The organism is Actinosynnema sp. NPDC053489 (assembly GCF_044544865.1).
GTDB lineage: Bacteria > Actinomycetota > Actinomycetes > Mycobacteriales > Pseudonocardiaceae > Actinosynnema.
In genome coordinates this window covers 332,559-352,628 of record NZ_JBITXT010000004.1, presented here as the reverse complement: position 1 = coordinate 352,628, position 20,070 = coordinate 332,559, and the positions used below count along the sequence as shown (strand labels likewise).

The 20,070-nt window shown below is 73.5% G+C and carries 22 protein-coding genes and 1 riboswitch; of the genes, 9 read left to right on the top strand and 13 right to left on the bottom strand.

The genetic code is table 11. The features are described from left to right. The first annotated feature begins 40 nt into the window (after positions 1–40). Positions 41–433, top strand: a complete 393-nt coding sequence (locus ACIGNX_RS11395) for an ATP-binding protein (protein ID WP_396538809.1) — start codon at positions 41–43, stop codon at positions 431–433. A 12-nt stretch (positions 434–445) separates the two neighbouring features. On the opposite strand, the gene ACIGNX_RS11390 is transcribed toward ACIGNX_RS11395, so the two are convergent. From ACIGNX_RS11390 to ACIGNX_RS11380, 3 genes are read right to left on the bottom strand one after another with little or no spacing between them, the layout of a single operon-like run. Beyond that, positions 446–853, bottom strand: coding sequence for an arsenate reductase ArsC (locus tag ACIGNX_RS11390; protein ID WP_396538807.1), 408 nt, complete (start codon positions 851–853; stop codon positions 446–448). Between the two features lie 51 nt (positions 854–904). Then, the gene (locus ACIGNX_RS11385; RefSeq protein ID WP_396538805.1) at positions 905–1,264 is read right to left on the bottom strand and encodes an MmcQ/YjbR family DNA-binding protein; all 360 of its coding nucleotides are present in this window, start codon (positions 1,262–1,264) and stop codon (positions 905–907) included. Positions 1,265–1,290: 26 nt separating this feature from the next. Continuing rightward, on the bottom strand, positions 1,291–2,580 hold the full coding sequence (locus ACIGNX_RS11380; RefSeq protein ID WP_396538803.1) for an FAD-dependent oxidoreductase: 1,290 nt from the start codon (positions 2,578–2,580) through the stop codon (positions 1,291–1,293). Positions 2,581–2,680: 100 nt separating this feature from the next. Between ACIGNX_RS11380 and ACIGNX_RS11375 the strand changes: the two genes are divergently transcribed. Next, positions 2,681–3,523, top strand: coding sequence for a helix-turn-helix domain-containing GNAT family N-acetyltransferase (locus ACIGNX_RS11375; RefSeq protein WP_396538801.1), 843 nt, complete (start codon positions 2,681–2,683; stop codon positions 3,521–3,523). Between the two features lie 90 nt (positions 3,524–3,613). Beyond that, the gene (locus ACIGNX_RS11370; protein WP_396538799.1) at positions 3,614–4,249 is read left to right on the top strand and encodes a hypothetical protein; all 636 of its coding nucleotides are present in this window, start codon (positions 3,614–3,616) and stop codon (positions 4,247–4,249) included. Positions 4,250–4,360: 111 nt separating this feature from the next. Here the strand turns inward: ACIGNX_RS11370 and ACIGNX_RS11365 are convergent, their stop codons facing one another. From ACIGNX_RS11365 to ACIGNX_RS11355, 3 genes are all read right to left on the bottom strand, one after another. Continuing rightward, entirely contained in the window at positions 4,361–5,953 is a 1,593-nt protein-coding gene (locus ACIGNX_RS11365) for an acyl-CoA carboxylase subunit beta (RefSeq protein WP_396538797.1), read from the bottom strand. 171 nt (positions 5,954–6,124) lie between these two features. Beyond that, the gene (locus ACIGNX_RS11360; protein ID WP_396538795.1) at positions 6,125–6,784 is read right to left on the bottom strand and encodes an extensin family protein; all 660 of its coding nucleotides are present in this window, start codon (positions 6,782–6,784) and stop codon (positions 6,125–6,127) included. Further along, positions 6,781–7,632: a hypothetical protein gene (locus tag ACIGNX_RS11355; RefSeq protein ID WP_396538793.1), complete on the bottom strand. Its 852-nt coding sequence runs from the start codon at positions 7,630–7,632 to the stop codon at positions 6,781–6,783. The genes ACIGNX_RS11360 and ACIGNX_RS11355 overlap by 4 nt, the downstream gene beginning before the upstream one ends. A gap of 170 nt (positions 7,633–7,802) precedes the next feature. Continuing rightward, a riboswitch (ZMP/ZTP riboswitch) is annotated at positions 7,803–7,889 on the top strand. A gap of 28 nt (positions 7,890–7,917) precedes the next feature. Here ACIGNX_RS11355 and glyA point away from each other — a divergent pair. Further along, complete coding sequence (glyA, locus tag ACIGNX_RS11350) at positions 7,918–9,174, top strand: serine hydroxymethyltransferase (RefSeq protein ID WP_396538791.1); 1,257 nt, start codon at positions 7,918–7,920, stop codon at positions 9,172–9,174. Here glyA and ACIGNX_RS11345 read toward each other — a convergent pair. The 3 genes from ACIGNX_RS11345 to ACIGNX_RS11335 form a co-directional block, all read right to left on the bottom strand. Next, positions 9,150–9,962 (bottom strand): Clp protease N-terminal domain-containing protein, encoded by an 813-nt coding sequence (locus tag ACIGNX_RS11345; protein WP_396538789.1) that lies wholly within the window; start codon positions 9,960–9,962, stop codon positions 9,150–9,152. The two genes, glyA and ACIGNX_RS11345, sit on opposite strands and share 25 nt — an antisense overlap. 72 nt (positions 9,963–10,034) lie before the next feature. After that, positions 10,035–10,958, bottom strand: a complete 924-nt coding sequence (gene pip / locus ACIGNX_RS11340; RefSeq protein ID WP_396538788.1) for a prolyl aminopeptidase — start codon at positions 10,956–10,958, stop codon at positions 10,035–10,037. Positions 10,959–10,999: 41 nt separating this feature from the next. After that, positions 11,000–11,596, bottom strand: coding sequence for an NADPH-dependent F420 reductase (locus ACIGNX_RS11335; RefSeq protein ID WP_396538786.1), 597 nt, complete (start codon positions 11,594–11,596; stop codon positions 11,000–11,002). Between the two features lie 83 nt (positions 11,597–11,679). Between ACIGNX_RS11335 and ACIGNX_RS11330 the strand changes: the two genes are divergently transcribed. Both ACIGNX_RS11330 and ACIGNX_RS11325 read left to right on the top strand, forming a co-directional pair. Continuing rightward, on the top strand, positions 11,680–11,997 hold the full coding sequence (locus ACIGNX_RS11330) for a winged helix-turn-helix transcriptional regulator (protein WP_396538784.1): 318 nt from the start codon (positions 11,680–11,682) through the stop codon (positions 11,995–11,997). A 58-nt stretch (positions 11,998–12,055) separates the two neighbouring features. Beyond that, positions 12,056–13,456, top strand: a complete 1,401-nt coding sequence (locus ACIGNX_RS11325; protein WP_396538782.1) for a carotenoid oxygenase family protein — start codon at positions 12,056–12,058, stop codon at positions 13,454–13,456. On the opposite strand, the gene ACIGNX_RS11320 is transcribed toward ACIGNX_RS11325, so the two are convergent. Next, on the bottom strand, positions 13,437–13,721 hold the full coding sequence (locus tag ACIGNX_RS11320) for an isoamylase early set domain-containing protein (RefSeq protein WP_396538780.1): 285 nt from the start codon (positions 13,719–13,721) through the stop codon (positions 13,437–13,439). The two genes, ACIGNX_RS11325 and ACIGNX_RS11320, sit on opposite strands and share 20 nt — an antisense overlap. Before the next feature lie 123 nt (positions 13,722–13,844). Continuing rightward, positions 13,845–14,741 (bottom strand): hypothetical protein, encoded by an 897-nt coding sequence (locus ACIGNX_RS11315; protein ID WP_396538779.1) that lies wholly within the window; start codon positions 14,739–14,741, stop codon positions 13,845–13,847. A gap of 628 nt (positions 14,742–15,369) precedes the next feature. On the opposite strand from ACIGNX_RS11315, the gene ACIGNX_RS11310 reads away from it, so the two are divergent. The 3 genes from ACIGNX_RS11310 to ACIGNX_RS11300 all read left to right on the top strand — a co-directional run bounded on the left by ACIGNX_RS11310 (position 15,370) and on the right by ACIGNX_RS11300 (position 18,386). After that, positions 15,370–15,981: a TetR family transcriptional regulator gene (locus ACIGNX_RS11310; RefSeq protein WP_396538777.1), complete on the top strand. Its 612-nt coding sequence runs from the start codon at positions 15,370–15,372 to the stop codon at positions 15,979–15,981. Positions 15,982–16,133: 152 nt separating this feature from the next. After that, positions 16,134–17,669, top strand: a complete 1,536-nt coding sequence (locus tag ACIGNX_RS11305; protein ID WP_396538775.1) for an MDR family MFS transporter — start codon at positions 16,134–16,136, stop codon at positions 17,667–17,669. Between the two features lie 117 nt (positions 17,670–17,786). Further along, a complete protein-coding gene (locus ACIGNX_RS11300; RefSeq protein WP_396538773.1) occupies positions 17,787–18,386 on the top strand; it encodes a TetR/AcrR family transcriptional regulator in 600 nt (199 codons plus the stop codon). Positions 18,387–18,413: 27 nt separating this feature from the next. Here ACIGNX_RS11300 and ACIGNX_RS11295 read toward each other — a convergent pair whose 3' ends face one another. Both ACIGNX_RS11295 and ACIGNX_RS11290 read right to left on the bottom strand, forming a co-directional pair. Beyond that, complete coding sequence (locus ACIGNX_RS11295; protein WP_396538771.1) at positions 18,414–18,545, bottom strand: hypothetical protein; 132 nt, start codon at positions 18,543–18,545, stop codon at positions 18,414–18,416. Between the two features lie 121 nt (positions 18,546–18,666). After that, complete coding sequence (locus ACIGNX_RS11290; protein WP_396538769.1) at positions 18,667–19,953, bottom strand: cytochrome P450; 1,287 nt, start codon at positions 19,951–19,953, stop codon at positions 18,667–18,669. Between the last annotated feature and the right edge of the window lie 117 nt (positions 19,954–20,070).

Sequence of the window (20,070 nt, the reverse complement as noted above, 5' to 3'; positions counted from 1 at the left end):
GGCCCGGCAGGGCGGCGTCGAACGGTGGAAGGCTCTGGTGATGAACGGCGTCGAACGGTCCGGTGCCCACGTCGACTTCGCACTGGAGGGTTCCGTCCCACCGATCCGCCGCGCGCGGGGGTGGATCGTGGACAACGTCTCCGACCTCGGGCCCGCCAAGCTGCTCGACCTGCTGCTCATCGCCGACGCGTTGCTCACCAACGCCTTCGAGCACGCCGCCGCGCCCCGCCGGTTGCGGCTGAGCCGCGGCGACGGGCGCGTGGTGCGGGTCGAGGTGCACGACGCGAGCCCGGAACTGCTGCCCGTGCTGGGCAGACCCGGCGGTCGCGGCACCCGGGACCGGGGCCTGCTCCTGGTCAACCGGCTGGCCTCGCGCTGGGGCATCGACCCCGGCAGCGGCCACAAGGCGGTCTGGGGCGAGGTCGCGGGCTGACCGGCGCGCCGGTCAGCCGTCCAGCAGGTCGGCGAGCAGCGCCCGGACCCTGCGGTCGATCTCGTCCCGGATCGGCCGCACGGCGTCGACCCCGCGGCCCGCCGGGTCGTCCAGCTCCCAGTCCAGGTACCGCTTGCCGGGGAAGACCGGGCACGTGTCCCCGCACCCCATCGTGATGACGACGTCGGAGGACTCGACGTCCTCGGTGGCGAGCTTGGCCGGCACCGCGCCGGTGATGTCGAGGCCCAGCTCGGCGAGCGCGGCCGCGGCGGCCGGGTTGACCTCGTCGGCCGGGGCGGAGCCGGCGGAGCGCACGGTCACGCGCCCCAGCGCGTAGTGCCGCAGCAGCGCGGCGGCCATCTGGGAGCGACCGGCGTTGTGGACGCAGACGAACAGCACTTCGGGCTTGGCGCGGCTCAACGGACCTGTCCTCCGGTGGATGTTCAGCGGTGAACGTTCAGGGGTGAATGTTCAGGGGCGGACCCGGGCGGCCGGGTCCGGCACCAGGGCGAGCAGCTCCTCGGGCGCGGACAACCGCCACGCCTCGAAGACCAGCTCGGCCAGCTCGTCGGCGTCGACCCCGGCCAGGCGCACCACCACCCAGCCGAACCCGCCCGCGGTGAACTGCTCCTCGAACACGTCCGGCCGCTCGGCGACCAGCGCTCGCTGCTCGGACAGCAACTGCTTCAGCCCGACGGTCCGCGTGCGCGGCCAGTGGTACCCGAACCGCCTGCCGCGCACGCTGAACGCGCTGTAGTCGCGGCTGTCCGACCGCTCCACGTCGACGAGCGCGTCCACCACGCGGAAGAACTCGTCACTGCCCACAGCCACCGCGGCCCCCACAGACGTCCCGGCCCTCAGTCTAGGGCGACGGGGAGCGGCCCGGCGCAGCACCCGACGGCCGCGCCGGGCTCGGCGTCGAACACCCCGGAACCGCCGCAGACCCCGGTCGGGGGCAGCACCAGTCCGACCGCGGCGGCGGACCCGCGGTCGCCCGCGATCTCCGCGACGACGCTGCGGACCTGCTCGTAACCGGTGAGCGCCAGGAACGTCGGCGCACGGCCGTAGCTCTTCGAACCGACCAGGTAGACCCCCGGCTCGGGGTGGCGCAACTCGGCCGCGCCGTGCGGCGGGACGGTGCCGCACGAGTGGACGTTCGGGTCGATCAGCGGCGCGAGCCGGGTCGGCGCGCCCAGCACCGGGTCCAGGTCGAGCCGGACCTCCGACAGCCACGAGTGGTCCGGCCGGAACCCGGTCAGCGCGAGCACCTCGTCCACCGGCCCGACCCGGCGGCCGTCCTCCGACCGCAGCACCAGGCCCCCGCCCGACCGCTCGACGGCGGCCGTGCGGAACCCGGCGACCACCTCGACGTGCCCGGCCCGCACCGCCGCACGCGCGCGCAGCCCCAGCGCGCCCCGCGCCGGCAACCGGTCCGCCTCGCCCCCGCCGAAGACCGCGGGGGCGGGACCGCGCCGCAACAGCCACGTCACGCGGGTCCCGGGGTGTCGCCCGGCCAGGTCCGCCAGCGCGATCAGGGCGGTCAGCGCGGAGTGCCCGCTGCCCGCCACCGCGATCCGCCTGCCCGCGTACCGCGCCTCCGCGCCGGCCACGTCCGGCACGCGGTAGCCGATCCGGTCCGCCGCCTCGCGCTCGCCGGCGGCGGCCAGCCCGTCGGCGCCCAGCGGGTTCGGCGAGCCCCACGTGCCGGAGGCGTCGACCACGGCCCGCGCGGTGATCCGCTCGCCGCCCTCGACGTGCACCGTCAACGGCTCGCGGTCCCGGCCCGGGTCCACCACCCGGTCCCGTCCCCGACGGGCCACCCCGACCACGCGGGCGTCCAGCCGGACGCGGTCGCCCAACGCGGCGGCCAGCGGCACCAGGTACCCGTCCGCCCACCGCGCGCCGGTCGGGTGGTCGTCGGGGTCGGGGGCGCGCCACCCGGCCGCCTCCAGCAACCGGCGCGAGGCCGGGTCGACCAGCTCCGACCACGCCGAGAACAGGCGCACGTGCCGCCACCGGGCCACCGCCGCGCCGGCCCGCGGGCCCGCCTCCAGCACCAGCGGCCGCAGCCCGCGCTCCACCAGGTGGGCGGCCGCGGCCAACCCGACCGGGCCGGCGCCCACGACGACCACGGGGAGCTCGTCCATCACGACTCTCTTTCATCGATAAAGCTCGATCAAACGGCGGAGAATGTATCGAGGTTCATAGATGGATGCAACCATCGTCACCGATCGATAGCCTGGGCGCATGACGACCCTGCCCGTGGTGGGCCTCGCGCCCGAGGACGCCGCGACCTACGCCGAGTGGTTCGCCTGCCTGGCCGACCCGACCCGGGTGCGCCTGCTGCACACCGTCGCCACCCACCCGGGCGAGATCACCGTCGGCGCGCTCACCGAGGCCGTCGGCATCAGCCAGTCGACGTGCTCGCACCACCTGCGCAAGCTCGCCGACGTCGGCTTCGTGCGGCTGCGCCGGGAGGGCACCGCGACCCTGGTGTCGGTCAACCGGGCCTGCTGCACGGGCCTGCCGCACGCCGCCGACGCCGTCATGGGCACGATCGTGACGCGGCCGTGCTGCCCGACCGACCTGCCCGCCGACGTGGTGGTGCGGGCGATGGCGGAGGACGACTGGGCCGACGTGCGCCGGATCTACGGCGAGGGCATCGCCACCGGCAACGCCACCTTCGAGACCGAGACCCCCAGCCGCCGCACCCTGGAGGCCAAGTGGCTGCCCGACCACCGGTGGGTGGCGGTGGTCGACGGGCGGGTGGCCGGGTGGACCGCCGCCACCCCGGTGTCCACGCGCGAGTGCTACTCCGGTGTCGCCGAGACCTCCGTGTACGTCGGCGACGGCTTCCGCGGCCGGGGCGTCGGCAAGGCGCTGCTGCACCGGCAGGTGACGGCGGCCGACGCGGGCGGCCTGTGGACGCTGCAGACGGCGATCTTCCCCGAGAACCGGGCGAGCATCGCCCTGCACCACGCGGCCGGGTACCGCACCGTCGGCGTCCGCGAGCGCATCGCCTGCCACCACGGCGTCTGGCGCGACACCGTCATGCTCGAACGGAGAGCCTCCGCGACCAACGCCTGCTGACCGGGTACCCCGATCGGTCCGCCGATGTGCGGCCCGCGGCGGCGCGGGTGACACTGGGCCGGTCATGATCTGTCTACAAGGGACGGTCGCATGCCGCTGCGCGCCGAGTCCGCCCCCGGGCCGATCCCGCCCATGCTGGCCACCGCGGGTCCGGTCCCGACCGGGCCCGGGTGGGCGTTCGAGTTCAGGTGGGACGGTGTCCGCGCGGTCGCCTACGCGTGCCGCCGCGGGGTGCGGGCGGTGACCCGCTCCGGCTCGGAGGTCTCGGCGACCTACCCGGAGGTGCGCGCGCTGGCCGACCTGCTGCGCGACCGCGACGCCGTGCTGGACGGCGCGATCGTCGCCCTCGACGCGCGCAAGCGGCCCGACCCCCGCCGGCTGCGGTGCCGGTCGCACGTGATCCGGCCGGGTGACGAGCTGCTGGCCCGCGTGCCGGTCGTGTACTACGCGTTCGACCTGCTGTGCCTGGACGGCCGGTCGCTGCTGGCCGAGCCCTACGCGCGGCGGCGGCGGGAGCTGGCGGCGCTCGGGCTCGGCGGCCGGGCGGAGGTGCGGGTGCCCCCGTCGTTCGCCGGCGCCGACGGGGCGGACGTGCTGGCGGTGGCCGGGGACTACGGGCTCGGCGGCGTGGTCGCCAAGCGCGTCGACTCGCCCTACGAGCCGGGCCGTCGGTCCGCCGCCTGGGTGGAGGTGCCGGTGGCGCACGGCGTCCGGCGGTCGTCCTGAACCCCTCGGTGACCCCTGCCGGCGTCCCGCCGACCGGACGACGGGACGGAGGCGGAGGGGCCGCGCCAGCGTGGTTCCCCGACGCGGTGCGGAACACCCCCGGTCGACCGGCTAGAGCGGCGCGTTGCCGTGCTTGCGGCGTGGCTGCTCGGTGCGCTTGTCCCGCAGCACGGCCAGGCCGCGCGCCACCGCCGCCCGCGTGTCCGCCGGGTCGATCACGTCGTCCACCAGCCCGTGCTCGGCGGCGTGGTAGGGGTGCATCAGCTCCGCCCGGTAGTCCGCGACCAGCGCCGCGCGCAGCCGCGCCGGGTCCTCCGCGGCCGCCAGCTCACGCCGGTGCAGCAGGTTCACCGCACCCTCCGCGCCCATCACCGCGATCTCGTTCGTCGGCCACGCCAGCGACAGGTCGCACCCGACCGACCGCGAGTCCATCACGATGTACGCGCCGCCGTACGCCTTGCGCAGGATCACCTGCACCCGCGGCACGGTCGCCTCGCAGTAGGCGTACAGCAGCTTGGCGCCGTGCCGGATCGCGCCGCCCAGCTCCTGCTCGGTGCCCGGCAGGAACCCGGGCACGTCCACCAGCGACACCAGCGGGATGGTGAACGCGTCGCAGAACCGCACGAACCGCGCCGCCTTCTGCGACGCGGCGATGTCCAGCACGCCCGCCAGCACGATCGGCTGGTTGCCGACCACGCCGACGACCTGCCCGTCCACCCGCGCCAACGCGCACACCACGTTGCGCGCCCAGTGCTCGTGCACCTCCAGGAAGTCGCCGTCGTCCACGACCTCCGCCAGCACCGCGCGGATGTCGTAGGGCCGGTTCGGCTCCACCGGCACGACGTCCGCCAGCCGCGGCCGGCGGTCGGTGGTCGCCCCGCACGACGGGCGGGACGGCGGCGCCTCCAGGTTGTTCGACGGCAGCAGCGACAGCAGCTCCCGCACGCCCTCCAGGCAGCTCTTCTCGTCGTCGTGCACGAACGTCGCCACCCCGGACCGCGAGCCGTGCACGTCCGCGCCGCCCAGGTCCGCGTGGCTGACCCGCTCACCGGTCACCTGCGCGACCACGTCCGGCCCGGTCAGGTACAGCTGCGCGGTGTCGCGGACCATGAACGTGAAGTCGGCCAGCGCGGGGGAGTAGGCCGCGCCGCCCGCGGACGGCCCGAGCACCACGGAGATCTGCGGGATCACGCCCGACGCGGCCACCTGGCGGTGGAAGATCCCGCCGTAGCCGTGCAGCGCCAGCACGCCCTCCTGGATGCGCGCCCCGCCGCTGTCGTTGAGCGCGACCACCGGCGAGCCGGTCGCGACCGCCAGGTCCAGCACCTTCTGGATCTTCGCCGCGTGGGCCGCCCCGAGCGAGCCGCCGGAGATCGTGAAGTCCTGCGCGTACACGAAGACCCGGCGCCCGTCGACCGTGCCCGACCCGGCCACGACCCCGTCGGTGTCCGCGCCCGTCGTGCCCCGCCGGTACAGGTCGACCTCGACGAACGAACCGACGTCCAGCAGCAGGTCCAGCCGCTCCCGCGCGGTGAGCTTGCCCAGCGAGTGCTGCCGGGCCACGGCCTCCGGCCGCCCGGCGGCGATCCGCGACCGCTGCCTGCCGTGCTCCTCGCGCAGCGCCGCCATGGACCGCGCGGCCGGTTCGGCGTCGGCGTCCGCGGTCGGCCGGGCCCTCGGGAAATCGAGTTCCGAAGTGCTCATCCGGACACCCCCTGGCGTCGTTCGGGAAACTCCGACGATAACCGGGACCGTCTATACGGCGGCCATCTTCCGGCGATGTCGGGGGCGCGTCGAAAGCATTCACCGGCGCGGCCCGCGACGCGAAAGGCCCGCGAGCCGACAACCGACCCGCGGGCCTTTGCCGCCACGCCGTCAGAACGCCTGGTTCGCGAAGCCCTTGCGCGCCGCCGCGGACAGGAACGACTGCCACACCGAGGTGGTGGTGTGCGGGTCACCCGTGGTGCCCAGGCGGGACTTCGCCGTGGTGAACGCGCTCTGGGTCAGCGGACCCCAGATCCCGTCCACCTCCAGGCCCGAGCCGAGGAAGTTGTTGCACAGCGACTGCACGAACTTCGTGTCGCTCTCCGAACCGGTCACGCAGCGGACCGGCAGCCCGCCGAAGTCGGAGTGGATGTGGTCGGCGTGGTCGGCGTTGTACCAGCCGTCCAGCACGTACCGGAACCGGCGGCGGCACGTCGCCTCCAGCGCCAGGTAGCGGCGGCGCGTCGCGGTCGTGCCCGACGCGTGGTCGTGGTCCAGGGGCGAGGACACCTGCCCGCCACTCCACCGCACGTGGTCGAGGTCCATGGCGGTGCCCGTGCCGTGCTCGCCGGGCTTGTTCACGTAGAACCCCGCCGACACGAGGTAGGTGATGCTCCCGTACGCCGAGGACAGCGACCTCAGGTCCCTGATCCACAGCACCAGCGAGTCGTAGAACTCCTGCGTCACCTGCCAGTTGCGCAGCGCCGTGTCGCCGCGGCTGGACCGCCAGTAGTAGACGGGGGTGCCGTCGATCCGCTGGAACGTGATCATCGGGTCGCCTCCGCGGTGATCAGCCGGCCGCCGGTGAGCCAGCCGGAACGGGTGCCGGCCACGCCCAGCGCCTTCGCGTCGCGCGGCACAGCCGGGCTCGTGCGGCCCTCGTCCAGCACCCCGACCAGCGGGGTGGCGTCGACCACGTCGTTGCCGACCCAGTGCACGCGCCCGCCGACCGCGGCGAGACCGCGCACGGCCACGCCGTCCAAGCGCGGGCGGGGCGTCCACGTGACGCCGTCGCGGGAGGTGTGCAGGACCGTGCCGGAGATGTCGACGGCCGCCACCACCCAGCCGTCGGCGGTCGCGGTCACCGCGGTGGCCGAGATGCCGTCGGTCCACTCCAGGCCGCGGACGGGGACGGTGGTCCAGCCCGACGCGGTGCGGCGGGCGGCGATGCGCACCACCGGAGCGCGCTCGTCCTTGACCACGGAGCCGAACGCCAGGCCGCCGCCGACCGCGGTGAACTCCGAGCGCACGCCGTGCAGGCGGCGCGCCTCGTGCCACGCGAGGCCGTCGGCGGACTCCCAGATCGTGGCGACCGGGTCGCCGCGCAGCGCGCCGACCGCGTGGCAGCCGGTGCCGTCACCGGTCACGTCCACGAGGTCCGCGCCGGCGAGGCCGGTGGTGATGCGCACCGAACCCCTCTCGTCGGCGACGACCCACTGGCCGTCCCGTTCGGTCACCATGAGGGTGGCGCCGCCGGGTGCGAGGAACACCCCGGCGGCTTTGCGCGGATTCGCCACGGCGTCCGACGCGGGTGCCGCGGCAGCCGCGTGGGCCGGTAGCGCGCTGGTGAGGGCCGCGGTGGCGGCGGCTCCCAGCACGAAGGTTCGCCGATCGAGCACGTCAGTCCTTTCGGGGCAGGGGGAAGTGCTGACGTGTAGCAGGGACGGTTGGAAGTTTTCCAACCCACAAAATATGGGCGGCCGACCGCGGCGGCAATGGCCCGTTCCGCCCAAAAGCGCCACCCGGTCCGCGAGAGCCGCCGGCCGGTCGAACGGGCCGGGGTAGGATTCCCGGTGTTCGCGACTGGCGTGCCGAGGGTGGGAACGACCACCGGGGAGCGTTGAGCCGGATCGCACCGCGCGCCTGGGTGCTACGGCAGCGCCCCCGCGCGCGTGGAGGTCGTCGTGCACGAACCCGCCATCCCGTCGTTGACCGGAGCCGACCCCGAGGTCGCCCGCCTGGTCCAGGCCGAGGCGCGCCGCCAGTTCGAGAAGGTCCGCCTGATCGCCTCGGAGAACTACGTCTCCACGGCCGTCCTCGAAGCGACCGGCACGGTGCTGACCAACAAGTACTCCGAGGGCTACGCCGGCCGTCGCTACTACGAGGGCCAGCAGGTCGTCGACCCGGTCGAGGAGTTGGCCGTCGCCCGGGCCAAAGCCCTGTTCGGCGTCGACCACGCCAACGTCCAGCCCTACTCCGGCTCCCCGGCCAACCTCGCCGCCTACCTCGCGTTCCTCGAGCCCGGTGACGCGGTCATGGGCATGGCCCTGCCCGCCGGCGGGCACCTCACCCACGGCTGGGGCGTCTCGGCCACCGGCAGGTGGTTCCGCGGCGTCCAGTACGGCGTGGCCAGGGAGACCGGCGTGGTCGACCTCGACCAGGTCCGCGACCTCGCCCTCGCCGAACGCCCGAAGCTGATCTTCTGCGGTGGCACGGCCATCCCGCGCACCATCGACTTCCCCGCGTTCGCCGCGATCGCCGCCGAGGTCGGCGCGGTGCTGGTCGCGGACATCGCGCACATCGCGGGCCTGGTCGCGGGCGGGGCGCACCCGTCACCGGTCGGGCACGCCCAGGTCATCACCACGACCACCCACAAGACCCTGCGCGGGCCGCGCGGCGCGATGATCCTCACCGACGCCGAGCACGCCAAGGCCGTCGACAAGGCGGTGTTCCCCGGCCTGCAGGGAGGGCCGCACAACCACACCACGGCCGCCATCGCGGTCGCGCTCGGCGAGGCGTCGGAGCCGTCGTTCGGCCTCTACGCCCACGCCGTCGTGCAGAACGCCCGCGCGCTGGCCACCGCGCTGCTCGACCGGGGCTTCGACCTCGTCTCCGGCGGCACCGACAACCACCTCGTCCTGCTCGACCTGACGGGCAAGGGCATCGGCGGCAAGCCCGCCGCCAAGGCGCTGGACCGGGCCGGGATCGAGGCCAACTACAACACCGTCCCGTTCGACCGGCGCAAGCCGTTCGACCCGTCCGGCGTCCGCCTCGGCACCGCCGCCGTCACCACCCGCGGCCTCACCGAGGAGCACATGCCCCGCATCGCCGACTGGATCGACCGGGCCGTGCGCGCCGCCGACGACGAACCGGCGCTGGACCGCATCGCCTCCGAGGTCGCCGAGCTGATGGCCGGCTACCCGATGCCCGGCTGGGCGTAGCGGACCACGTCCGCCAGCCGCGCCACGTCCGCCCGGAACGTCTCGTGCCGGACCGTGACGTGGTCGGCGGCGCGACCGGCTCCCGGGAGCTGGTCGACGGGCAGCGCGGCGCCGTCGACCAGCACCGGGATCACCGGCACCGCCCGGCGCGCCGCCCGGTCCACCTCGGCCCGCATCAGCTCCGTCGGCGCCCAGTCCGGCCCGACGACCGCGAGCAGCACGTCGCACTCGCCGACGTCGCCCACCACCGACCGGCCGAAGTCGTCCAGCCGGTCGGCGATGCGCCCGGCCAGGTGCAGGTCCTGCGGACGCCGGTAGCTCAGGAACAGCCGCGCGGCCCGCGGCGCGGGGGACAGGTCGATCCCGGCCAACGCGGCGAACGCCCGGTCCCGCACGTCGGCCGCGTCCACGCCGCACCCGGTCAGCACGTCGGCCGCCACGCCCTCGCCCTCCGCCAGCACGCCCAGCAGCAGGTGCTCCGTGCCGACGTGCCGGTGCCCCAGCGCCAGCGACTCCCGCACGGCCGACGCCAGCGCCCGCTTCGCGCCGGGCGTGAACGGCAGGTGGCCCGCCACGGGCAGGCTGCCCCGCCCGTCCACCCGCAGCACCCGATCCCGGCACGCCTGCCACGACAGGCCGGCCGCCGCCAGGACCGCCGCCGCGCCCCCCTCGCCGATCAGGCCGAGCAGCAGGTGCTCGGTCCCGATCGCGGTGTGGTTGAACCCCCGAGCCTCCCTGAGTGCCACCACGGAGACCCGGCGCGCGCTCTCGGTGAACCTTTCCAACATCAATCCTTCGCCACCGTCGACCAACCCCCAGGACGGGCCGCCCACCACTCCATCGCACCGAGTTTCCGGGTGTTACCGGAATTTGTCAGCAGCCGCGCGACGGGCTTCCGCCATCGCGTCGCTCCCGCCGTGCGCGGTCTCGCCGACGAGCACCAGTTCCGCCTCCGGCCAGGCGTGCGCGAGGTCGAACGGCGTGCCGATGAGATTTCCCAGGTCGAGAACACCTTGAACGATCACGCCGGGAATTCCCGCGAGCTTCCACGCCTCTTCCAGGACGATCCCTTCGGGAAGCCACGACCCGTGCGCCCAGTAGTGCGTCACCAGCCGGGCGAACGCGAGCCCGTCCTCGGGCCGGTCGAACCGGAACGCGCCGGGCGACAGCGGCTGCATCGCGTCCTCCCACGCGCACCACTCCTCGGCCGCGCGCAGGTGCACGGCCGGGTCGGGGGACAGCAGCAGCTCCAGGTACCCGGCCGCCGGGTCGCCGGTGGGCGCCAGCTCGAGGAACCGGGCGTGCGCCTCCGGGAACATCGGGCCCAGGCCCGTGGTCAACAGGTCGGTCTCCGCGCGCCGGCCCGTCGCCACGCCCGCGTGCACCATCTCCGAGACCCGGTGCGGGAACCGCTCCGCGTACACCAGGCCGAGCACCGAGCCCCAGGACGCGGCGAACACCAGCCACCGGTCGATGCCCAGGTGCTCGCGCAGCCGCTCCAGGTCGCCGACCAGGTGATCGGTGGTGTTGGCGGACAGGTCCACGACCGGCAGGCCCGCGTGCGGCGTGCTCCGGCCGCACCCGCGCTGGTCGAACAGCACCACCCGGTACGCCCGCGGGTCGAAGTACCGGCGGGCGCGGGGCGTGCAGCCCGAGCCGGGCCCGCCGTGCAGCACCACAGCCGGTTTGCCGTCGGGGTTGCCGCACACCTCCCAGTACACGTGGTGCCCGTCGCCGACGTCGAGCATGCCGTGGTCGTACGGCTCGATCTCCGGGTACAGCACTTCGCCTCCTCATGGATATGACAGTGCTGTTATATTAGCGCTTACGGAACCGTCGGGAACAACGACCTCACGTCCGCGCCGCCGACCCACAGCCCGATGGCGAACGCCGTCGTCGCCTCCAGCAGCTCGGCCCGCTCCAGCGGCCCGCCGTCGACCGGAACGCACCCGATCGACCGCACCAGCTCCCGCACGACCGCCAGCGCGTCCTCGGAGTCGCCGCACAGCGGCACGCCGAGCGGCCGGCCCTCGAACACCAGCGGGCCGCGCCACACGTCCACGTGGCAGAGGTTGAACGCCTTCACCACGTGCGCGCCCGACCTCGCCGCGAGCCGGGCGGCGGCCCGCGGCTCGTCCAGCACGAACCGGCCGGGCACCACCGAGTTCGTGCAGTCCACCACCACCTGTCCCGGCGCGTGCCCGAGCACGTCCGCGGCCACCGCCGCCGGCACGGCCACCAGCACCGCCTCCCCGAACGCCACCGCGTCCGCCGGCGTGCCGGCGCTCGCGCCGATCCGGGCCGCCAGCTCCGCCGAACGCATCGCGGAACGCCCCCCGATCAGCACCTCGTGCCCCGCCCCGACCCACCGGCCGCCCAACGCGTCCGCCATCCCGCCCGACCCCAGCACACCGATCCGCACCGCTGCTCCCTCACCATTGGTCGCCGTTGACGCTAGGGAGACCGGTGGGCACCGAACGGTGCCCACCGCCGAGGGGAGTGCCCGTGGAGTTCCTCGCCGACTGCCGCGCCCGGCAGGCGTTCGACCTGCTGGCCAACACCTGGAACCCGGTGGTGCTGCACGCGCTGCGGCACGGCCCGCGCCGGCCCGCGCAGCTGCGCCGGACCATCGGCGGCATCCGGTCGAAGGTGCTCACCGAGACCGTGCGCCGGTTGGAGGCCGCGGGGCTGGTGGCGCGCACCGCGTGGCCGGACCGCGTCGAGTACGCGCTCACCGACCTCGGGCGCAGCCTGCTCGACCCGATCGACGCCCTGGGTCGGTGGGCGCACGAGCGGGGTGACGAGCTCACGCTTGACAAATGAATCGAAACGGCGTTTTATAACGATGTTGTGTAACACTGTCACACGAAGGTGGGTCACCATGGGCGCGCGAACCGGGTTCCAGACCCTCGACCAGGAGGTCGACGTCGACCTCGAGGTGCGCGGCGAGCTGCCGAGCTGGCTGGCCGGCACGCTGGTGCGCAACGGACCGGCGAAGTTCGAGACCGACAAGGGCTCGTTCCGCCACTGGTTCGACGGCCTGGCGATGCTGCACCGCTTCGCCTTCACCGACGGCGCGGTCACCTACCGCAACCGCTACCTGCGCACGCCCAGCCACGACGCCGTGCGCGAGGACGGGCACATCGCGTTCGGCGAGTTCGCCACCGACCCGTGCCGCTCCCTCTTCAGCCGCTTCTTCACCCACCCCCGCCTGCGCCGCACCACGAACGCCAACGTCAACGTCACCACCGACGGCGACCGCGACTTCGCCCTCACCGAGACGCCGATCGCCGTCGAGTTCGACCGCGAGACGCTGGCCACCGTCGGCCTCACCGACTACGACGACGCCCTCGACGGCCACGTCACCACCGCCCACCCGCACCGCGCGCCGCTGACCGGCGACCTGGTCAACTACGTGCTCAAGTTCGGCAGGCGCAGCGTCTACCAGCTCTACCGGCAGCGCGACCTGACCCGCGAGGTGCTCGCCGCGATCCCCGCCGACCGACCCGGCTACATGCACAGCTTCGCCATCACCGAGCGGCACGTCGTCCTCGCCGTCTTCCCGCTCGTCGTCAACCCCTTGACGCTGCTGCTGCGCGCCAAGCCGTTCATCGAGAACTACCGCTGGCGGCCCGAGCTGGGCACCCGGTTCATCGTCGTCGACCAGCGCGACGGCAGGGTGGTGGCCGACGCGCGCGCCGACGCCTGCTTCGCGTTCCACCACATCAACGCCTACGACGAGGGCGACCGGGTCGTCGTGGACCTCTGCGCCTACCCCGACGCCACCGTGGTCGACGCCCTGTACCTGGACCGGGTGCGGGGCGAGGCCGAGCTGCCGCCGGCCTTCCCGACCCGGTACGAGGTCAGCCTCACCGGCGGCGGCGTGCGGTCACGGCGGCTCGCCGAGGACTCGCTGGAGCTGCCGCGCATCGCCTACGACACGCACAACGGGCGCGACTACCGGTACGCCTACGGCGTCGGCGCGCGCGACAACGGCACGCGCGACTTCGTCAACCAGCTGGTCAAGGTCGACGTCCGCAACGGGCGGACGTGGCGGTGGCACGAGGCGGGCGGGTACCCGGGCGAACCGGTCTTCGTGCCCGCGCCCGACGCCCGGGCCGAGGACGACGGCGTGCTGCTGTCCGTGGTGCTCGACAGCGGGGCCGGCCGCTCCGGGCTGCTGGTGCTGGACGCGGCCACGTTCACCGAACTGGCCCGCGCCTCGGTGCCGCACGCGATCCCGTTCGGCTTCCACGGCCGGTTCACGTCGCGTCGATCGTGAGCACGCACCCGTCGGGGTCGACCGTGGGGACGTCCGGCTCGTCGAACCAGTGGCCGCCGTCGCCGAGGTAGCGGAACCGGTGCGTGCCCGGCGGGAGGACCACGGTCACCGTGCGCGTGCCGTCGCGCCGCGGCACCAGCTCGTGCACGCCGGGGGTCCAGTCGTTGAACGTGCCGACGACGCTCACCGGCCCGCGCGGGTCGTCGAGCGGCAGCGAGAAGGTCACGCGGCGCTTCGGGCCGAACAGGCGAGTGCTGCGGAGCATCGTTCCCCTCGCGAGTCGATCTTGCCAGGCCTTCGGCCACCAGGGTTCCGCCACCGTGCGGGCGTTTCAACCCGGCACGCCCGTCCGAACCGCACCCTCACCCGACGAGGTGACGCGACGCCGCTACCGGGCGCCGACGTGCGCCGCCGGCGCGGCCAGGTCCTCCAGCAGGGCTCGCGCGCCCCTGCCGCGCAGCGTGTCCAGCGCGGAGGTGTGGGCCCCGTCGGGCAGCCCGCTCTTGATCAGCTCGTAGGGCGCGACGTCCGGCACGAACCGCACGCCCACCCGGTCCAGCGGCGGCCGGTCGTTGCAGAAGGCGTCCTCCACGACCCACTGGCTGAACGGCTCGGTGATCACCGGCCAGCGGTCGTCGATGCGGAACTCGCGCTCGACCTCGTCCCGGTCCTCCGACGTGGTCGCCGGGGTGATCCGGTCCGCCATGCTCCCGGGGAAGGTGACCCGCTCCGCGATCCACCGCGCGAGGGCCGGGTCGCGCCGCCGGGCCGGCGCCATGACCGACTCGCGCACCGCGGCGGCGGAGTCCGGCAGGTTGTCGCACGACAGGACGGTGAACGGCGCGCGGCGGGCGCGGCGGCGGGCGCCCAGGGCGTCGACCAGCAATCCGAACACGGAGTCGCGCGCCCGCTCGGGGTCGTCGGGCACGGCGTAGCCGTCGGCGGTGATCGTCAACGTCACCAGCCGGATCTCCGGGTCGGACAACCGCTCCCGCACCGCGTCCGGGTCGTCGGCCGGCAGGAGGTGCTCGACCATGCCGGCGACCACCCTCGCCTGGCCGGCGTGGGACCCGCGCCGGACCACGGTGAACAGGTTGTCCTGCGCGCTGAGCACCTCACCCGTCTCGGGGTGCTTCATCCCCACCTCGATGACGCCCCAGTGGGTGAACCCCAACTCGGCCGGCTTGTCGAAGTACATCGCCTGGTGCGCGCGGTGGAACCCGCCGACCCCGAAGTGGACGACGGCGGGCCGCAGTCGCGAGCGGTCGTAGGCGGGCACCACCACGCGGTCAGCGGAAAGGCCGAAGAGTTCATTCGAGAGTGGGACAGCTGCTTCAGCTTCAAGATTTTCCGTCACGGCAGTCTCCGCAAGTGATCGGCCGTCCGGCGAAATCCCCCCTACCGGGTGGCACCACGAACAATCGTGAACGAGGTGCCCACCGTTCCCGGCCGCGCGGGCCTGGGGGTCATCGGGTCGAATCCGTGTGGACGGCGAGGGTGGTCGGCGCGCTTTTGACCGATGCACCGCAGCGATGATTCCGACTGCCCCGCATCGGGCGGGGCAAACTCGCCGGCGGAAAGCGTTTTGCGTCACCGACGGTCCACTGTGGATCACGCCGGTTACCGATCGGTCCGGAAATCTCACTCGTTCGAGTGGTAAGCCGAAACGCCGGACCGAGCGGGGGGTGAGGTGGGGATCAGGAGGGCGCGGCACTCCTGCCCACTTCGAACATATATCACACCGGGGGTCTTGTGGCAAGGCCCCGTTCGTGCCGCACAATCGCCCGGCCGAGGCGGACGTGCGGAACACGGGCGGAGGGGTCGGTGGTGCGAGTGCCGGACGAGGGTCGGATCACAATGGTGCAGTCCCTGCAAACTTGCAGTGAGTGCACTTTTATTCCTACGCTGGCCCGGTGACCCCGCAGGGAGCCGAGGGGCTCCGCGACCGCAAGAAGCGGCAGACCCGCGAGGCGCTCGGGCGCGCCGCCGTCCGCCTGGTCGCCGAGCACGGCCTCGACCACGTCACCGTGGAGGACATCAGCGCCGCCGCCGACGTCTCGCCGCGCACCTTCTTCAACTACTTCCCGAGCAAGGAGGACGCCGTCCTCGGCCCGGACCCGGACGCCGGCCCGCGCGTCCGCGCCGCGGTCGTCGCCCAGGCCCCGGACCTGTCCGCGGCCTCGGCGGTGCGCGAGGCGCTGCTGGCGGAGGTCTCGGCGGAGCTGGCGGACGACCGCGAGCACTGGCTGCTGCGGATGCGGGTGGTGCAGCAGCACCCCGTGCTGCTGGCCCGCCTGTTCGCCGGGGGCGAGGCCCTGGAGCGCCAACTGGTCGAGGGCATCGCCGAACGGGTGGGCCTGCCCGCCGACGACACCTACCCGCTGCTTCTCGGCGCGGCGGCGGGCGCGGCGTTCCGGGTGGCGGTGGCGCGCTGGTCCAACACCGCCGCGTCCCTGCACGACCTGCTCGCCGAAGCGCTCGACCTCCTCGCGGCGGGGCTCGACAACCCACCCAGCGCCCGATGAACCGACCACGCGATCACCGACCACGCGATCACCGACCACGCGATCACCGAACGAGCGATCACCGAACGAGCGATCACCGAACGAGCGATCACCGAACGAGCGATCACCGAACGAGCGAACACCGAACACGCGATCACCACATGGGGGAATCGATGTCCACCGAAACCGGCACGACCTCGCGCCGGGACGTCGTGCAAGCCATGTCCGGCCTCATGCTGGGCATGTTCATGGCCATCCTGGCCTCGACCATCGTGTCGAACGCGCTGCCGCGCATCATCGCCGACCTGCACGGCACGCAGTCGGTCTACACCTGGGTCGTCACGACCGAGCTGCTGGCGATGACGGCGACCGTGCCGCTGTGGGGCAAGCTCGCCGACCTCTACAGCCGCAAGCTGCTGATCCAGCTCTCCCTCGGCCTGTTCGTGGTGGGCTCGCTCATCGCGGGCTTCTCGCCGAACGTCGAGGTGCTCATCGCGAGCCGCGTCGTGCAGGGCCTGGGCGCGGGCGGCATGACGGCGCTGGCCACCATCGTGATGGCGGCGATGATCCCGCCGCGCGAGATGGGCCGCTACGCCGGCATCTTCGGCGCGGTGTTCGGCGTCGGCACGGTCGCCGGCCCGCTCATCGGCGGCCTCATGGTGGACACCTCGTGGCTGGGGTGGCGCTGGTGCTTCTTCATCGGCGTGCCGTTCACGCTGGCGTCCATCGTGCTGCTCCAGCGCACGCTGAACCTGCCGGTGGTGCGCAAGGAGGTCACGATCGACTACCTGGGCGCGGCCCTGATCGTCGGCGGCGTGTCCACGCTGCTGGTGTGGTCGACGCTGGCGGGTCACCAGTTCGAGTGGGCCTCGGCGTGGACGGCGGTGCTCGTGGCGGTCGGCGTGGTGCTGCTCGCGCTCGCGGTGTGGGTGGAGTCGCGGGCGGCCGACCCCATCGTGCCGCTGACGATCTTCGCCAACCGCACGGTCGCGCTGACGACGCTCGCCAGCGCGCTGGTCGGCGTGGCGATGTTCGGCGGCACGGTGTTCCTGTCCCAGTACTTCCAGATCGGCCTGGGCAAGTCGCCGACGCAGGCGGGCCTGATGAGCCTGCCGATGATCTTCGGCCTGCTGGTGTCGTCCACCGTCGCCGGGCAGCTGATCACCAAGTGGGGCCGGTGGAAGGCCTTCCTCGTCGCCGGTGGCGTGATCATGATCGGCGGGATGCTGCTGCTGGCCACCATCGACGCCGACACCGGCGTGCTCGTGGTCAGCGTGCACATGGCCGTGCTGGGCATCGGCGTCGGCATGCTCATGCAGAACCTGGTGCTGGCGGCGCAGAACGACGTGCCCGCCCGCGACCTCGGCGCCACCACGTCGACCCTCACGTTCTTCCGCAGCCTCGGCGGCGCGATCGGCGTGAGCGCGCTCGGCGCGGTCCTCGCGAACCGGGTGACGTCGTTGAGCGAGGAGAAGTTCGGCCCGGCGCCCGGTGGCGGCGAGGGCACGGTGCCCGACCTGGCGCTGCTGCCCGAGCCGGTGCGGCTGGTCGTGCGGGAGATCTACGCCACGGCCACCGCCGAGCTGTTCCTCATCGGCGCGCCGATCGCGGTGCTGGCGCTGGTGGCGGTGCTGTTCATCAAGGAGAAGCCGCTCAAGACCCTCAGCGGTGACGAGCGGTTGGCGGCCGAGATGGCCTCGGGGCACTAGCGAGACCTCGGGGCACCGGCGACACGGTGTCGCACTTGTCCGGCTCGCGGTCGGGCGGGTGCGACACGGTGTCGCACTTGTCCGGCTCGCGGTCGGGCGGGTGCGACACTTTCGCCCGTGTCAGGACTGCGCGAACGCAAGAAGCTGGCCACGCGGACGGCGCTGGCCGACGCCGCCCTGCGGCTGTGCGTGGCGCACGGGCTCGACGGGGTGACCGTGGAGCAGGTGGCCACCGAGGCGGGCGTCTCGCTGCGCACGTTCTTCAACTACTTCTCCTCCAAGGAGGAGGCGGTGGTCGCCGGTGACGTCGCCACCGCCGCCGCGTTCGTCCGGGCGTTCCAGGACCGGCCCCGGGAGGAGCCGGTCCTGCACGCCCTGCACGCCGCGCTGGTCGCCGTCGTGCCCGACCGGGTAGACCCGGACCGGGTGGCGCAACTGCGCGCCCTGCGCCGCACGCCCGCCCTGCTGCCCCACCAGATCGCCGCGTTCGCGGTGCAGGAGCGGGAGTTGGCCGAGGTGGTCGCGGCCCGCGTCGGTGTCGACCCCGCCGCCGACCTGTACCCGGCCATGTTCGCGGCCACCGTCATGGCGACCCTGCGGGTGATCGTGGGCTGGTGGCTCGACGCGGCCGAGCGGCCCGAGATGGCGGACCTCATCGACGTGATGATCGCGAGGTTGGAGGTCGGCTTCGCCGCCGTCCGCCCCGATCCGGCCTGACGCCGGGGAAACCGGTCACGCCGGGGGTCAGTCGCCGATCGTGACGGGCTTGGCCTCGACCGGGTCCACGGTGGTGACGCCCGCCGCGCCGCACGCGCCCAACAATTCGGCGCGCTTGCCCGGGTCGGCGTACTCCTGGCCGAAGTGGAACGGCACCACGAATTTCAGCTCCTCGATTCAGACGACGACGTGTCGAATGCCCGACCGCGCCGGCGGCGCGGTCGGGGCGAAACGATCGGAAGACGAATCGCGGAATGTGGACGCCCGTGGCGATCCGGCGTCAAACGCCGCCGTTCGGGGCCGCAGCGCGTTCGTCGTCCCACGTGATCGGCAGTGAGTGCACGCCGTAGACGAGCATGTCGTCGCGCATCGGCACGTCGGCCGCCGGCACGGCGAGGCGCAGGCCGGGCAGGCGGGTGAGCAGCCCGGTGAACGCGACCGCCATCTCCACCCGGGCCAACTGCTGGCCGAGGCACTGGTGCACGCCGTGGCCGAACGCCAGGTGCGGGCCGCGCGGCCGGTTGACGTCCAGCACCTCCGGCCGGGGGTACTGGTACGGGTCGCGGTTGCCCGCGGGCACGGACACGAGCACGGTCGCGTCGGCGGGGACGACCTCGCCCGCGATCTCCACCTCCTCCAGCGTGGTGCGCACGACGCCGAGGTGGACGATCGACAGGTAGCGCAACAACTCCTCGATCGCGCCGGCGATCAGCGCCGGGTCGGCCCGCAGGGCGGCGAGCTGCTCGGGGTGCTCCAGCAGCGCGAACGTGCCGAGCGCGAGCATGTTGGCGGTGGTCTCGTGGCCCGCGACCAGCAGCAGGTTCGCCATGCCGACCAGCTCGTCGTCGGTGAGCGTCGGGTCGGCCTGGATGAGCCCGGACAGCAGGTCGTCGGTGGGCTCGGCGCGCTTGCTCCGCACCAGGCCGTGCATGAACGCCCGCAGCTCGTCGGCCAGCCGCATCACCTCGTCCACCGGCGTGCCCAGGCGCAGCAGCTTTCCGGTGCGCTCCTGGAACTCGCCGCGGTCGGCGTACCCGACGCCGAGCAGCTCGCAGATCACCAGCGACGGCACGGGCAGCGCGAACGCCCGCACGAGGTCCGCGCCCGGTCCGGCGGCGATCATCGCGTCGAGGTGTTCGGCGACGATCTGCCGCACGCGCGGTTCGAGCTGCCGCATCCGGCGCACGGTGAACTGGCCGGTGAGCAGCTTGCGGTACCGGGTGTGCTCCGGCGGGTCCATGGTGATGAAGCTGCCCGCGCGGGCCCGATTGTCGGTCAGCCGGGCGCGCACCGGCTGCGGCAGCTTCTCCAGCACGCGGCGGCTGCGGAACCGGTCCGAGCTCAACCGCGGGTCGCCGAGCAGGGTGCGGGCCAGTTCGTGGCTGGTCACGAGCCACGCCGGGTCGCCGTCGAGCATGGTGACCCGGTGCACGGGGCCCTGCTCGGTCAGGCGGGTGAGGGCGGTCGGCGGGTCGAACGGGCCCGCGTCGCGCACGGTGAGCTCGGGTGGCAGGGGGACGGTCGGCCGACCGGTGGCGGCGCGCTTGTGCGGGGGAGCGGTGGTCATCGGCGTCCGTTCCCGACCCGGGGCGTCACCGGGCCGTTGCTCGGCGTAGTGATGACTTACGGTACCAAAACGTGCACGCCGTGCAGCTTTCAAAGTGTAACTCACTGCACTCTGGGC